We start from the raw sequence: 13,985 nt of genomic DNA on the forward strand, positions 1-13,985 counted from the left end.
CAGTTTATGTGCCGAACTGATTCACTAAAATCCGTTCGGCAAGGTGTTTGTCACAGCTTTGTCGAGCTTGTGTGACTATTCCGAGCGTTCTGGACAATTGCGCTCCTGAAAAAACTGGGCTTTTGTGTGGCCCAAGCCTTCCGAGGGATTTGTGAGAAGGCGCCTATTCAGGAACGGAGAGAACGTTAATGCACACTTCACTGACTCGCATTGCCGCTGCGCTCGTCGCGTCGACCATGCTCGCCGGTGTGGCCAATGCCGAGACCATTCGCTGGGCTCGCTCCTCGGATGCCCTTACCCTTGATCCGCACTCGCAGAACCAGGGTAACACCCACACACTCGCTCACCACATCTATGAAACGCTGCTCGAGCGCGACAATGACGGTAATCTGCAGCCGCGCCTCGCCACTGAATGGGCGCTCAAGGAAGGCGATGACACCGTGTGGGTGTTCAAGCTGCGCGAAGGCGTGAAATTCCACAACGGCAACGACTTCACCGCCGAAGACGTGGTGTATTCCATCGAGCGCGCCAAGAGCGAGTTCTCGAACATGCGCCAGCTGCATGCCGAAGTGGAATCGGTGACCGCGGTCGACGACTATACCGTCGAGTTCCAGATGGAAGGGCCCTCGCTCATCTATCCGAACAACCTGACCAACACTTTCATCATGGACAAGACCTGGTCGGACGAAAACGATCTGGCGACGGTCCAGGATTTTGCCAGCGGCGCGACCAACCACGCCGTTCTCAACACCAATGGCACCGGCCCCTACACGCTCGAATCGCGCGAAGTGGACGTGCGGACAGTGCTGGCGCTCAACGAAGGCTGGTGGGGCGAGACCCCGGCGGTGACCGAGATACACTATCTCACCATCGCCGATGCACAGACTCGGATCTCGGCCCTGCTTTCGGGTGAAGTCGATATCGTCCAGGACGTGCCGCCGCAGGATATTCAGCGCCTGTCCAACACCGAAGGCTTCAAGATCGAAACGGGTCCGGAAAACCGCTTCATCCATTTCGGCTACAAGTTCGGCGACGAGCCGCTGGCCTCGTCCAACATCACCGACAGCAATCCCTTCAACAACCCGCTGGTCCGCGAAGCCATGGAACTGGTGCTCGACCGCGACGCCATCCAGCAGGTGGTGATGCGTGGCCAGTCGATTCCGACGGGTATCCCCAACCCGCCTTTCGTGGCTGGCTGGACCGAAGAGCTCGACGCCTATCCGGCTCCCGATGTGGAACGTGCCCGCGAACTGATGGCCGAAGCCGGCTATCCCGATGGCTTCTCGGTGACGCTCGACACGCCGAACAATCGCTATATCAACGATGAAGCGATCTCGACCGCTTATGTGGGCATGCTCGGGCAGATCGGCATCAACGTGACGCTGGCGTCCCGCCCGGTTGCCGAGCACAGCCCGCTGATCCTGGCTAACCAGTCCGATTTCTATCTGCTCGGCTGGGGCGTTCCGACCTTTGACAGCGCCTATGTCTTCAACGACCTGGTCCATACCAAGACCGACGAACTCGGCACCTATAATGTCGGGCTCTATTCCAACCCGGAACTGGACGAGAAGATCGTTTCGCTCAACGTCGAAAGCGACCAGGCGACCCGCGATGCGACCGTTGCCGAAATCTGGGAAGTGGTGAAGGCCGACCGCGTGCTGCTGCCGGTGCATAACCAGGTGCTCGCCTATGCCATGCGCGAAGGCGTGACCCTGCCGGTGCAACCGGAGAACCAGCCGCATATGACTTCGGTCACATTCGACTAACAGGCTGAAATCCCGGGCCGCCGCACGACGTCAGAGTTTTGCGGCGGCCTGCCATCCTAAGCGCCATCCGATCTTCGTGACCGGCCGGCCGCGCTTTGGTTATTTCTGGCGCGTGACCTTATCCTGAAAACCGCAATCGCTTCGGGAGGCACGCTGTAAGGGGCGCCCATGCTCGCCTTTATTGCACGACGGCTACTGCAATCCGTCATCGTCATGCTTGTCGTGGCGTTTATCGCCTTCCTCGTCTTCCGCTATGTCGGCGATCCCTTGGCCAACCTGCTCAGCCAGGATGCCACGATGGCCGACTATGAGCAGGCACGCGAACGTCTCGGGCTCAACCAGCCGTTCTATATCCAGTTCTTCAACTTCGTGATCAATGCCCTGCAGGGCCAGTTCGGCGTGTCCTATCGCCTGCAGCAGCCGGTCAGCCAATTGATCCTCGAGCGTTTGCCCGCAACCATCGAGCTTGCCGTCGCCTCCTCGATCATCGCTCTCGTTTTCGGTGTCATGCTCGGCATCTACACAGCCCTGCGCCAGCGCGCCTTTTCGACGGGCGTGATCATGACGCTGTCGCTGATCGGGGTTTCCTTGCCGACATTTCTGATCGGCATCGGGCTCATCTATGTGTTTGCAGTCGAGCTCAAATGGCTGCCCTCCTTCGGGCGCGGCGACGTGGTGCAGATCGGCTGGTGGCGAACGGGTCTGCTTACCCAATCGGGATTGCGCTCGCTGATCCTGCCCGCCATCACCCTGTCGCTGTTTCAGCTCACGCTGATCATGCGCCTCGTGCGGGCCGAGATGCTCGAGGTCATGCGCACCGACTATATCCGCTTCGCCAAGGCCCGCGGCCTGAGCAAGAGGGCAATCAATTTCGGCCATGCGCTCAAGAACACCATGGTGCCCGTCATCACCATCACCGGCTTGCAGCTCGGTTCGGTGATCGCCTTCGCCATCATCACCGAAACGGTGTTCCAGTGGCCGGGCGTGGGCTCGCTCTTCGTCAATTCGGTGGCTGCTGTCGATGTGCCCGTGATGGCCGCCTATCTCGTCTTCGTCGCGCTGGTCTTTGTGATCATCAATCTCGTCGTAGACATCTTGTACTTCATCGTCGATCCGCGGCTGCGCGACGGCGCCAGATCTGGGAGGTAAGGTCGTGACCGATCTACCCCATTCCCCCGAGCAGCCGGTTCCTGCTGCCAAGGCCTCGCGCTGGAAGACCTTTATCCGGTCCGATATCGTCTGGTCCTACCGCCGCTCGCCGGTGACGATCACTGCCTCCATCGTCGCCCTGCTGCTTGTGTTCATGGCGATCTTTGCGCCCTGGATCGCGCCCTATAATCCGTTCAATCCAGCAACCCTGAACCTGATGGATGGCTTTACGCCGCCCAATTCGAACTCGATGGGCGGGCGCTATTTCGTGCTCGGCACCGATAGTCAGGGGCGTGACGTGCTCTCCACCATTATGCATGGTTCGCGCGTGTCCCTGTTCGTCGGCGCAATGGCGACGCTGTTTGCCATGGTGATGGGGGTCGGGCTCGGTCTTGTTGCCGGCTATGTCGGTGGCATCTGGGACGCGGTGATCATGCGCGTCTGCGACGTGCAGCTTTCGTTTCCGGCCATCCTGATCGCGCTCCTGATCTTCGGGGTCGCGCGGGGCATCATTCCGCCGAACCAGCAGGAAGGCGCGGCCATCTGGGTCCTGATCATCGCCATCGGGCTTGCCAATTGGGCCCAGTTCGCCCGCACGGTGCGCGGTGCAACCATGGTCGAGCGGCAAAAGGACTATGTGGCAGCTGCCCGTATCCTGGGCGTCAATCCGTTCATCATCCTGTTGCGCCATGTGCTGCCCAATGTGGTGGGTCCGGTGCTGGTGATCGGCACGATCGGGCTGGCGCTCGCCATTATCGAGGAAGCAACGCTGTCCTATCTCGGCGTCGGCGTGCCTCCGACCCAGCCTTCGCTCGGAACGCTGATCCGTATTGGCCAGCAGTTCCTGTTTTCCGGCGAGTGGTGGATCCTGCTCTTTCCCGCCATCACGCTGGTGCTGCTCGCACTTTCGGTCAACCTCCTCGGTGACTGGCTGCGCGATGCCCTCAACCCGAAGTTGCGCTGATGACCGAACCTGTTCTTTCCATCAGGAATCTCGTCGTCGAGTTTCCTTTTCATGACGAAACCTTCCGGGCCGTGGATGGTGTGTCTATCGACATCATGCCGGGCGAGGTCGTCGGGGTGGTCGGTGAATCGGGCGCAGGCAAGTCCATGACCGGCTCGGCCGTGATCGGGCTCATCGAGCGGCCGGGTCACATTGCGAGCGGGGAAATCCGCCTCAAGGGCGAGCGCATCGACAATTTGCCCGAAGCGGATCGCGCCAGGCTGCGCGGCAAGCGGATCGGCATGGTGTTCCAGGATCCGCTGACCAGCCTCAACCCACTCTACACGGTGGGGCAGCAGCTGATCGAAACCATTCGCACGCATTTGCCGCTCAGCGAAGCGCAAGCGCGGCAAAAGGCGATCGACCTGCTTTCCGAAGCCGGGATTCCCAAGGCGGGGGAACGCATCGACTCCTATCCGCATCAGTTTTCAGGCGGCATGCGGCAGCGCGTGGTGATCGCTCTCGCCATAGCGGCCGAGCCTGAGCTGATCATTGCCGACGAGCCGACTTCGGCGCTCGACGTCTCGGTGCAGGCTCAGGTCATCAAGGTTCTGAAAAAGCTCTGCTCCAATCATGGCGCGGCGGTGATGCTGATCACGCACGACATGGGCGTGATCGCACAGACGGCCGACCGGCTGGTGGTGATGCATCACGGCACGGTTGTCGAAACCGGCACTGTGGGCGACATCATCCGCCGCCCGCGCGAGCCCTATACGATCAAGCTGATCGACTCGATCCCGACCATCAAGCGGGGAGAGGGCGAGATCATCGCCGCACCTGCGGCTAATGACGAAGGGGCTTACGTCACGGTCAACCAGCTGGTGCGCGATTTCGAGATCGGGCGCGGCAGTTTCACCAAGCTCCTGCCAGGCAAGGTCGAGGTGTTTCGCGCCGTCAACGAGGTGAGCTTCACCATTCCCAGGGGCAAGACCTTTGGGCTTGTGGGGGAATCGGGCTCGGGCAAATCCACCTGCGCCAAGATGATCGTCGGGCTCACGCGACCAACCTCGGGCCAGATCCTGGTCGATGGTCATGATATCTGGGCGGGCGGTGCGGGGCATCAGGAACGCCGCAAGCGCGTGCAGATGATCTTCCAGGACCCTTATGCAAGCCTCAACCCGCGCTGGCGGGTGCGCGACATCATTGCCGAACCGATGCGGACGCTGGGCATTGCCCGCAATAGGACCGAGGTCGAGCAGCGCGTTGCCGAACTGCTGCGCAAGGTGCGGCTCGATCCGAGCGTCATGCGCAAGTTTCCGCACGAGTTTTCGGGCGGGCAGCGCCAGCGCATCGCCATCGCGCGCGCCCTATCGAGTCAACCGGCCTTTATCGTCTGCGACGAGCCGACATCGGCGCTCGACGTTTCGGTGCAGGCGCAGGTGCTGGATCTGATGAGCGAACTGCAGGCCGAATATGGGCTGACTTATCTCCTGATCAGCCACAACCTTGCAGTGGTGCGGCAGATGTCGAGCGCGGTCGGTGTGCTGCACAACGGTGTCCTGGTGGAAAACGGCCCCACCGACGCCATCTTCGACAATCCGCAGGCGGATTACACGAAGATGCTGCTCGATGCGGTGCCCGACATTTCCAAGGTCGCCTGAGGAGGTGTCGATGATGAAGCCCACCGAAGCACAACGGCGCCGGCACATCATCGACAGCACCATCGCGGTTCTCGTGCGCGACGGGGTGGAGGGCACTTCGCTCTCGCGCGTAGCGGGTGAGGCAGGGGTGGCCAAGGGCATCATCTGCTACTACTTCTCGAGCAAGGACGGCCTCTATGATGCCGTGCTTGCCAGTGTCCGGGAGCGCATGGTGAACGCCGTGCTGGCCGACGCGGAAGCGTTGGATGATCCGTGGCAGCGTATCTGCACCTTCGTCACGGCGCATTTGCGCTATGTGCGGCGCCACCGCGCCGGCCTCCTAGCCCTGCGGCACCTCGCCGCAACGCGTGCCGGAGGCTCGGAAGTGTCTGATCACCTGGCAGTGTGGCGCGAACAAAAAGCCTGGCTTGCCGCAACGCTGACCGAGGGTCAGGAGAGCGGCGCCTTCCGGTCCTTCGATACGGTCGTGGTTGCGACCGCAATTTCAGGTGCTCTGGAAAGCGGGCTATTGCAATGGGCACACAATCCGGCACTCGATCTCGACCGCTATGCGCGGCAATTGCTTGACCTTTTCGAGCCGGGGATCTGTGAAGCGCTCGATGAGCGAAGGTTTGCTTGAGGTCATCCCAACCTGGCAGGAAGCACCCCCTGATCCGGCGCGATGCGCCACCTTCTTCCCATGAGAGAGAAGAACAGAAGGCGGATCGCGCGTGGCGGGAGGCAAGCGATGGGGCCTGAAGCGCCATGCCTTCTGACTTCTTCGTCATTTCAGGGGCCAAGGCGCCGTTAAGGCGCTCAGAAAGCAAAAAGTGCGATGCTTTCTGGAAGCTTCTCGCCATTCCTTCCGTATATAGTGCATGAACCCGAAAAAGCCCCGCAAGGCAGATGTCATGAGCGAGTTGCCGGCCCTGCGCCGCTACGCGCTCAGTTTGACGCGCGATCCGGGCAATGCGGAGGATCTGGTGCATGATGCCCTGGTGAGGGCCATGGAGCGCAGCGCCAGCTATGACCCCGCGGGAAACCTGCGGGGCTGGTTGATGTCGATCGTCCATAATCTGCATATCGATCGGGTGCGATCGGGCAAGAGCGCAGCCGGGCGCGATCGCGATTATGCCGCCCAGTCGCCGGAGAACCTTGCGCCCAGCCAACTTGACAGCGTGCGCCTGCAACAGGTGCGGCGCGCCTTCGATCTTTTGCCTGACGAGCAGCGCGAGGCGATGCATCTCGTGACCATCGAGGGGCTGAGTTATGACGAGGCCGCCGCAGTGCTCGGCGTGCCTTCGGGCACGGTGATGTCGCGTGTGTCGCGTGGACGGGAAGCTTTGCGGCGCTGGGAAAGCGCTCCAGCGCTCAGATTGATCAAAGGAGGCGAATGATGCGCCGAATTGACCCTGTCGATCCCCTGGAACTGGCGGCTTATGTCGATGACCAGCTCGATGTGTCGCGGCGCATCGAAATCGAGCACTGGCTGTCGCTTCATCCCGAGACGGCTGCGCAGGTCATGAGCGATCTGCGTATGCGCGACGAGTTGCGGCTTGCGCTTGCCGGCGATGAGGTTTCGCCCAAGCCCGCCACAACGGACATGGCGCGGCGGCTGGAAGGACGGCTGCAGCGTGGGCAAGTGTTTCGCCGGGTGCGGCCCCTGGCTGCCGCGTCCTTTCTTCTTGCTGCCGGCTGGGTTGCCCATGCGCAGCTGGCGGGCACGTCGCTGGCCCATGCGTCGAGCTCGGTGCCCGACTATGTGACGGCTGCCGTCGAGGCCCATCATATCACCGCCTTACGTGCTGGCATGCATTCGCAGCCAGGCATCACCGACTATGATCCGGCCGAGCTTCTCGCCGAAACCGCAATCCGCATGCCAAGCCTGCCCGGTGGATGGCGCGTGACCGACGTTCAGGTCTATCCCTCCGATTTCGGGCCCAGCGTCGAGCTGGCAGTGGAAACGGAGGAACTCGGCTCGGTCTCGGTGTTCGCGGCGCGGCCCGGGCAATTCGTCGTCATGCATCCGTCCACGCGGCATGTGGACGACACCACCACCGCTTATTGGCAATTCGGCGACATCGCCTATGCACTGGTCGCCAATGCGCCGCCGGGCGCGGTCGCCCGATCGGCCGATACCCTCTTCAATTCCCTTTACTGACGGAGACTCTTATGGCCATCCAGCCGCAATCCCGCTGGAGCAATCCTGCGTCCACCATGTCTGGTGCGGCCCTCGACGAGGGCCTGCGCAAGCACATGCTGCGCGTCTACAACTATATGGGTCTGGGGCTCGTGATCACGGGGCTCGTGGCCTATTTCGTGGGAACGACACCGGCGCTTTACGTGCCAATCTTTTCCTCGCCGCTCCAGTGGGTGGTGATGTTCGCCCCGCTCGCCTTCGTGCTGTTCTTCTCGTTCAAGATCAACTCGATTTCGGCCGGTGCCGCGCAGACCATGTTCTGGGCGTTTTGCGCGATCATGGGCCTTTCGATGGCCTCGATCTTCCTGGTCTTTACCGGTGCCAGCATCGCCCGTACCTTCTTCATCTCGGCCGCGATGTTTGGCGTGATGAGCCTTTACGGCTATACGACCAAGACCGACCTGACCAAGTTCGGCTCGTTCCTGATCATGGGTCTGATCGGGGTCGTCATCGCCTCAATCGTCAATATCTTCCTTGGTTCGACGATGCTGCAGTTCGCCGTGTCGGTGATCGGCATTCTGGTGTTCCTTGGCCTGACTGCCTGGGACACCCAGACGATCAAGGAGCAGTTCGCCGAGAACAATGGCGCGGAGGGCAACCAGAAGCTCGCCGTGATGGGCGCACTTTCGCTTTACCTGAGCTTCATCAACATCTTCCAGTTGCTGCTCAACCTGACTGGCCAGCAGGAATAAGCCTGCTAACTTGTCCATAAGCCATCGGGCTTGTCCCGGTGGCACTTGCGTCGAGAGGCACACGGGTCCTCAGCGCCATAGCTTCCGGTCAGTCTCGATTGATGAGGTCGCCCACAGTGCGGCGCAGCGCGAAAATGCCGCTGTCGAAATGCCGGGTGGGATGCACCCGGTTGGTCAGAAGTGTCCAGGCGTGACCACGGGCGAAATCGATCCAGAGTCCGGTGCCGGTGAAGCCGGTGTGGCCGATCGTTTCGGGCGAGGCTCGATCACCGCCCGGCCAACCCTCATAGGGGCGCTCCCAGCCATGGGTGCGGCGGCCTGACAAGGGCATACGGATCAGCGCGTCGGGGCCAGCGTCCCGCAACTTCTGTTCGGCGAAATCAAGGATGGCCTCAGCGGTGCCGAAAAGCCCGGCATGGCCTGCGCCCTCGAGCGCGGCGCAGTTGTCGTCGTGCACTTCGCCGACCAGCACACGATGGCGCCAGTAACAATCTTCTGTCGCAGCCGCATGCTGCGGATCGGCGGACCAGGCAAAGCCGGGGCCCGGATCCATCTGGCGGATCCAGCGCCTTTCGAGCCGTTCGAGCGCGAGGCCAAGAAGCAGATAGTTGATGTCCGAATAGACCGAGGGCCCTGCCTGCCAATCGTGCTGGAGCAAGAAGGTGCGAAGGAGATCGGGATCGCGGCCATAGGTATAAAGCGGAAAAACAGCGGGAAAGGCGGTCTGGTGGCCAAGGCACTGGCGAAAGGTCACCTTGCGTTGCCAGTTGTCGGGTGTGTGATGCGCAAAATCGGGCAAGACGGCGGTGATGGGCGCATCAAGGTCGATCGTGCCAGCTTCGGCAAGGGCGAGGATGCGTTCGGTGGTGAACAGGACCTTGGTGAGAGAGGCGAGATCGAACCAGGTGCCCGCGGCTATCGGCCGGTACTCTGGAACGAGTTGAGCCGCGCCCATCGCGCCTATGGCGCGGTGGCCATCGCTATCGACCACGCCCAGGACAGCGCCGGGAATCTTCCCAGCTACGATGGCGGCGGCCAAAGCCGCGAAGGCGCGGTCGAGCTTGGCTTGAGCCGGCATGGTGCCTCCCCGAGGCTAGTGGGCGAGGTCAGGCCCGTTGCGCCGACAGGCTTTCGGTGACGGCACGGCGGAGCAAACCGCCATTGTGGGCCAGCACCGCTTCGCCCTTGGCGGCCGATAGTCCGGTGAGCGCCATCAGCAGTGCCAGTTTCACATTGTTGCGGCTCTGGGCAAGATAGGTTCGTGCCTCTTCGGCCGAGCAACCGGTGACATCGACCAGAATGCGGGTGGCGCGGGCCATCAGCTTCTCGTTGCTGACCGAGAGGTCGACCATGAGATTTTCATAGGACTTGCCGATGCGGATCATACTGGCGGTGGTGAGCATGTTAAGCACGAGTTTCTGCGCCGTACCTGATTTCAGCCGGGTCGAGCCGGTCAGTGCCTCAGGACCGACCAGGGGTGAAATGGCGATGTCGGCCATTTTCGCGATCGTGGAGTCGGGATTGCAGGACAGAGCCACGGTTGTCGCGCCGACAGTGCGGGCATGCTCAAGTGCGCCGATGACATAGGGGGTGCGCCCGCTGACTGCGATGCCGACGACCACGTCCTGTGCCGTTGTCTCGATCCGCTCCAGATCCTTGCGCCCCTCGCTGGGATCGTCCTCAGCGCCTTCGACCGGGTGGCGCAGGGCGCGATCACCCCCAGCGATCAAGCCAACCACCATTTCGCCCGGGACGCCGAAGGTCGGGGGGCATTCGGAAGCATCGAGCACGCCGAGCCGGCCGCTAGTACCCGCGCCGATATAGATCAGACGGCCACCCGCGCGAAATGCTTCAACGATGCGATCTACCGCGCGGGCAACATGAGGCAGTTCGGCCTTGACGGCGCCTGCAACGCGAGCATCTTCAGCATTCATGGCAGCAACAATCTGCTCGCTCGACATCAGGTCGATCTGCATGGTGTCGGGATTGCGGGCTTCGGAAACGAGTTGCCCTAGTTCCGCCATCAGGGAAGTGTGTGCCATGGAAACCCAAATGCATGCTCTGAATCTGAGTAAATGCTAGAAGTGAATATTCCGTGTGTCAACGACAGCCGGAATATTGTATTCCTAGTCGCGTAGTGCGGAAGGCGTTAGGCGACCAAGCGGCTGCCGCAGGGGATAGGATAGCCCTGTCGGGGAGCGGAGGCTGAAAGCAAACATGTCGATCTTGAAGGTTTTGGGAGCCAAACTCGAGACCATGACGCAGGCCGATCGCGAGATCGCCCAGTTCATCATCGATCATCCCGAAAGGATGCTGGACTTGTCCTCGGCGCAATTGGCCGAAGAGACGGGCCGCAGCCAGTCGAGCGTCGTCAAGTTCAGCCAAAAGCTCGGCTATGGCGGCTATCAGCAGCTCAAACTGGCAGTGAACAAGGCGAAGGCACTGGAAGGACACGCGCCGGGCGGCGTCATCCACGGCACGATCGATGCCAGCGACAGTTATGTCACGATTCTCCAGAAGCTGATCGGCAGCAAGCTGCTCTCGATGCGCGAGACACTGGCGGCGAACAACGAGGAGACGATCGATCTCGCTCTGGACGCCCTGGTGGGAGCACGAAAGATCCAGTTGGCCGGCGTGGGTGCGTCATCGCTCGTCGCCAAGGATTTCTCCTACAAGCTGCTCAAGCTCGGGCGCACCGCGCTGATCGACAGCGATAGCCATATCCAGGTGTCAAACGCGTCGGGTCTTGGAGACCTGGATGTGCTTTTTGCCCTCTCGCACTCGGGCCGCAGCCTTGAAACGCTGCGTATCGCAGAGGTGGCCAGATCACGGGGGGCGAAAGTTGTCTCGATGACAGGATTGCAACCCAATCCGCTACTTGAGCTGGCCGATATCCACCTTTTCACCGTGGCGGACGAAGAGCGTGTGCGCTCTTCTGCCATTACGTCGCGCGATGCTCAGCTCATGCTGATGGATATGCTGTTCATCCTGTTGATCCGCCGCCAGACGGATGCTCACGACTATATCCACAACAGCGAAGCGGCGGTGACGGTGCTCAAGGCACTCTGAACTCGTGGTATCTCCATTGTTGTAATTTCATATTCTTGACACACTTAAAATTTGGAATTTAGTATTCCAACATCGATCGGCAGAGGGATTGGCTGATCAGGCCCGGTAGGGCCAGACCTGGAGGAGCGCCTTGGCTCGACTTTCGCTGCGCGGCATCAAGAAGCGTTTCAAGACCACCGATGTGCTGCACGGCATCGATCTCGAGATCGGAGATCGCGAATTCGTGGTGTTTGTCGGTCCTTCCGGATGCGGCAAGTCTACGCTCTTGCGCCTGATCGCCGGTCTCGATCCGATATCGGAGGGCGAGTTCTTTCTCAACGACCAGCGGATGAACGAGGTGCCGCCCTCGCGGCGCGGCATTGCCATGGTGTTCCAGTCCTATGCGCTTTATCCGCATATGGATGTCTACGAGAACATGGCGTTCGGCGCGCGGCTCATGGGGCTGACCAAGGCGGAGGTTGAGAGCCGGATCGCCGAAGCGGCCCGCATGTTGCGGCTCGAGCCGCTCTTGCAGCGCAAGCCGCGTGAACTCTCGGGCGGGCAGCGTCAGCGCGTCGCTATCGGCCGGGCGCTGGTGCGCAAGCCTGAAGTGTTTCTGCTCGACGAGCCATTGTCCAACCTTGATGCCGCGCTACGCTCGGAGGTCCGGCTCGAGATCGCCAAGCTGCACCGCGATATCGGCGGCACGATGATCTACGTCACCCATGATCAGGTCGAAGCGATGACGCTGGCCGACAAGATCGTGGTAATGAATAGCGGGCGCATCGAACAGGTGGGTTCGCCTCGCGAATTGTTCGAAACTCCCGCCAATACCTTTGTCGCCACCTTTATCGGCTCTCCCCGCATGACACTTGTGGACGTGACGCGGGACGGCGAACGGTTGGCCGTTGCCAACGGTGGATCGGTCGCGACCGGTGCCGTGCCGGATGCACCCAAACTCAAGCTCGGCCTGCGGCCGGATGCCGTGCGCCTTCATCGGGGGCAGGGAAGCGAGGGGCTCTCTGCCAGCGTCGTCTACACCGAGTATCTGGGTGACAACGCCTATGTCTATGCGCGCCTGGCCGATGGCACGCTGATCTCGGCGCGGACTGCGCCGAACGATCTTTATGCGCCGGACGAGGCAGTGACCGTCAGCGTCGAGCCTGGTTCTGCGCATTATTTTTCCGCCGAGGATGGCCGGCGGCTGACCACCTGAGGGGGTCGATCAGTCCATACCACGCGACGTTTCAAGGGAAGGGAACAGACATGAAGAAGACTACGATCCGCACGGGAGCCGCACTGGCCGCCGTGCTTGTTGCAGCGCCAGCCTTTGCCCAGGATCTAACATTCTGGAGTTGGCGCCAGGAAGACCGCGCGGCCTACGAGCAGTTCATCGACACGTTCGAAGCCGCCAACCCCGGCATCACCGTCAAGTTCGAGACGTTTGAAGCGGCCAACTACAACACGATCCTTTCCACGGCGCTTGCAGGCGGTACGGGTCCGGATGTGATGATGGTGCGCGCCTATGGCGGGCTCGAAAATGTCGCGGTGGCCGGCTATCTCGAAGAGCTGACCAATGACAGCGTTCCGGCTCTCGCAGAGTTTGCCGCGCCGGCACTCGCTGCCGAAAGCGTGCGCGCCGACAACAAGATCTATGCCGTGCCCTTTGCCAGCCAGACACAGCTCGTGATCTACAACGCGGAGATCTTTGCGGCCAATGGCATCGAAGAGCCGCAGAGCTGGGACGAGCTCGTAGCGGCAAGCCAGACGCTCAAGGATGCCGGCGTCATCCCCTTTGCCAACGGCACGGCCACGGCCTGGCAGAACGAGACGGTCACCTTCGGCCTCGGCTCCTCGCTGATGGGCAAGGCGTTCTACGACGAACTGATGGCCGGTAGCACGGACTTCACCGACGAGCGCTTCACCGGTGCATTGAGCCAGGTGGCGGAAGTGGCAGCAGACTATTTCCCCGACGGGTTCATCGGCCTCGACTATCCTTCTGCCCAGCAGCTCTTTGCCTCGGGCATGGCCGGCATGTTCGTGGGCGGCTCCTATGAGATCGCCAACTTCAAGGCGCAGAACCCGGACATCCAGCTCGGCTTATTCGCCGCGCCCGGTGAAACCGCAGAGGACGAAAAGCTCGTGGGCCTCTATTTCGATGGTGGCTATGCGGTAAATGCGGCCTCGCCGAACAAGGAAGCGGCGATTACCTTCGTCAACTATCTGGCGAGCGCCGAATTCGGTCAGGCCTTCGCCGACACGTTGAGCAATATCTCGACCATTCCAGGCGTCACCTTCAACGATCCGCTGCTTGCTGAAGTCAACGAGTTGAACCAGTCCTCCATCCCCTACCTGATGCTCGCCCATTTCCGCTATGGCGAACCATCGGGGTCGGTATTGATCCAGAGCGAGATGCAAAAGCTCTTTGCCGGCGAAACGACGCCTGAAGCGATCGGCGAAGCTCTGACCACCGGTTTGGCTGCCTGGTACGAGCCATTCAAGCAGTAAGACCCATTCCGCGCACCCCCTCCTAGCCTCCCCCTCCAG

13 protein-coding genes are annotated in these 13,985 nt (G+C 61.3%); 11 read left to right on the forward strand and 2 right to left on the reverse strand.

The features are described 5' to 3' along the window. The first annotated feature begins 188 nt into the window (after positions 1 to 188). The 8 genes from BM364_RS03110 (at position 189) to BM364_RS03145 (ending at position 8,390) form a co-directional block, all read left to right on the forward strand. Positions 189 to 1,766 (forward strand): ABC transporter substrate-binding protein, encoded by a 1,578-nt coding sequence (locus BM364_RS03110; RefSeq protein ID WP_092420769.1) that lies wholly within the window; start codon positions 189 to 191, stop codon positions 1,764 to 1,766. Positions 1,767 to 1,934: 168 nt separating this feature from the next. Next, complete coding sequence (locus BM364_RS03115; protein WP_092420772.1) at positions 1,935 to 2,915, forward strand: ABC transporter permease; 981 nt, start codon at positions 1,935 to 1,937, stop codon at positions 2,913 to 2,915. Positions 2,916 to 2,919: 4 nt separating this feature from the next. Then, positions 2,920 to 3,879 carry an ABC transporter permease gene (locus BM364_RS03120; RefSeq protein WP_092420775.1) on the forward strand — a complete coding sequence of 320 codons (960 nt, stop codon included), beginning with the start codon at positions 2,920 to 2,922 and terminating at the stop codon, positions 3,877 to 3,879. After that, positions 3,879 to 5,519: an ABC transporter ATP-binding protein gene (locus tag BM364_RS03125; protein WP_092420778.1), complete on the forward strand. Its 1,641-nt coding sequence runs from the start codon at positions 3,879 to 3,881 to the stop codon at positions 5,517 to 5,519. Before BM364_RS03120 ends, BM364_RS03125 begins: the two co-directional genes overlap by 1 nt. Positions 5,520 to 5,529: 10 nt before the next feature. Further along, entirely contained in the window at positions 5,530 to 6,138 is a 609-nt protein-coding gene (locus tag BM364_RS03130; RefSeq protein WP_175528439.1) for a TetR/AcrR family transcriptional regulator, read from the forward strand. Between the two features lie 271 nt (positions 6,139 to 6,409). Next, a complete protein-coding gene (locus BM364_RS03135) occupies positions 6,410 to 6,895 on the forward strand; it encodes a sigma-70 family RNA polymerase sigma factor (protein WP_244542754.1) in 486 nt (161 codons plus the stop codon). Next, a complete protein-coding gene (locus tag BM364_RS03140) occupies positions 6,895 to 7,659 on the forward strand; it encodes an anti-sigma factor family protein (protein ID WP_342028836.1) in 765 nt (254 codons plus the stop codon). The genes BM364_RS03135 and BM364_RS03140 overlap by 1 nt, the downstream gene beginning before the upstream one ends. Before the next feature lie 11 nt (positions 7,660 to 7,670). Continuing rightward, positions 7,671 to 8,390 carry a Bax inhibitor-1/YccA family protein gene (locus tag BM364_RS03145; RefSeq protein WP_425284866.1) on the forward strand — a complete coding sequence of 240 codons (720 nt, stop codon included), beginning with the start codon at positions 7,671 to 7,673 and terminating at the stop codon, positions 8,388 to 8,390. 88 nt (positions 8,391 to 8,478) lie between these two features. Here BM364_RS03145 and BM364_RS03150 read toward each other — a convergent pair whose 3' ends face one another. Together BM364_RS03150 and murQ are read right to left on the reverse strand one after the other, a co-directional pair. After that, positions 8,479 to 9,468 (reverse strand): serine hydrolase domain-containing protein, encoded by a 990-nt coding sequence (locus BM364_RS03150; protein ID WP_092420790.1) that lies wholly within the window; start codon positions 9,466 to 9,468, stop codon positions 8,479 to 8,481. A 28-nt stretch (positions 9,469 to 9,496) separates the two neighbouring features. Further along, positions 9,497 to 10,432, reverse strand: a complete 936-nt coding sequence (gene murQ, locus BM364_RS03155) for an N-acetylmuramic acid 6-phosphate etherase (RefSeq protein ID WP_092420793.1) — start codon at positions 10,430 to 10,432, stop codon at positions 9,497 to 9,499. Positions 10,433 to 10,607: 175 nt separating this feature from the next. Between murQ and BM364_RS03160 the strand changes: the two genes are divergently transcribed. The 3 genes from BM364_RS03160 to BM364_RS03170 all read left to right on the forward strand — a co-directional run bounded on the left by BM364_RS03160 (position 10,608) and on the right by BM364_RS03170 (position 13,946). Continuing rightward, complete coding sequence (locus BM364_RS03160) at positions 10,608 to 11,459, forward strand: MurR/RpiR family transcriptional regulator (protein ID WP_092420796.1); 852 nt, start codon at positions 10,608 to 10,610, stop codon at positions 11,457 to 11,459. 130 nt (positions 11,460 to 11,589) lie between these two features. After that, on the forward strand, positions 11,590 to 12,654 hold the full coding sequence (locus tag BM364_RS03165; protein ID WP_092420799.1) for an ABC transporter ATP-binding protein: 1,065 nt from the start codon (positions 11,590 to 11,592) through the stop codon (positions 12,652 to 12,654). Positions 12,655 to 12,704: 50 nt separating this feature from the next. Then, entirely contained in the window at positions 12,705 to 13,946 is a 1,242-nt protein-coding gene (locus BM364_RS03170; protein WP_092420802.1) for an extracellular solute-binding protein, read from the forward strand. The last annotated feature ends 39 nt before the right edge of the window (positions 13,947 to 13,985 follow it).

The sequence above is a fragment of the Devosia crocina genome (assembly GCF_900116545.1).
In the GTDB taxonomy this organism is placed as follows: Bacteria; Pseudomonadota; Alphaproteobacteria; order Rhizobiales; family Devosiaceae; genus Devosia; species Devosia crocina.

Bases quoted from the DNA above. Each gene is read 5' to 3' on its own strand.
- BM364_RS03110 (WP_092420769.1), top strand. From the start codon at position 189: ATGCACACTTCACTGACTCGCATTGCCGCTGCGCTCGTCGCGTCGACC.
- BM364_RS03115 (WP_092420772.1), top strand. From the start codon at position 1,935: ATGCTCGCCTTTATTGCACGACGGCTACTGCAATCCGTCATCGTCATG.
- BM364_RS03125 (WP_092420778.1), top strand. From the start codon at position 3,879: ATGACCGAACCTGTTCTTTCCATCAGGAATCTCGTCGTCGAGTTTCCT.
- BM364_RS03130 (WP_175528439.1), top strand. From the start codon at position 5,530: ATGATGAAGCCCACCGAAGCACAACGGCGCCGGCACATCATCGACAGC.
- BM364_RS03135 (WP_244542754.1), top strand. From the start codon at position 6,410: ATGAGCGAGTTGCCGGCCCTGCGCCGCTACGCGCTCAGTTTGACGCGC.
- BM364_RS03140 (WP_342028836.1), top strand. From the start codon at position 6,895: ATGCGCCGAATTGACCCTGTCGATCCCCTGGAACTGGCGGCTTATGTC.
- BM364_RS03145 (WP_425284866.1), top strand. From the start codon at position 7,671: ATGGCCATCCAGCCGCAATCCCGCTGGAGCAATCCTGCGTCCACCATG.
- BM364_RS03150 (WP_092420790.1), bottom strand. From the start codon at position 9,468: ATGCCGGCTCAAGCCAAGCTCGACCGCGCCTTCGCGGCTTTGGCCGCC.
- murQ (WP_092420793.1), bottom strand. From the start codon at position 10,432: ATGGCACACACTTCCCTGATGGCGGAACTAGGGCAACTCGTTTCCGAA.
- BM364_RS03160 (WP_092420796.1), top strand. From the start codon at position 10,608: ATGTCGATCTTGAAGGTTTTGGGAGCCAAACTCGAGACCATGACGCAG.
- BM364_RS03170 (WP_092420802.1), top strand. From the start codon at position 12,705: ATGAAGAAGACTACGATCCGCACGGGAGCCGCACTGGCCGCCGTGCTT.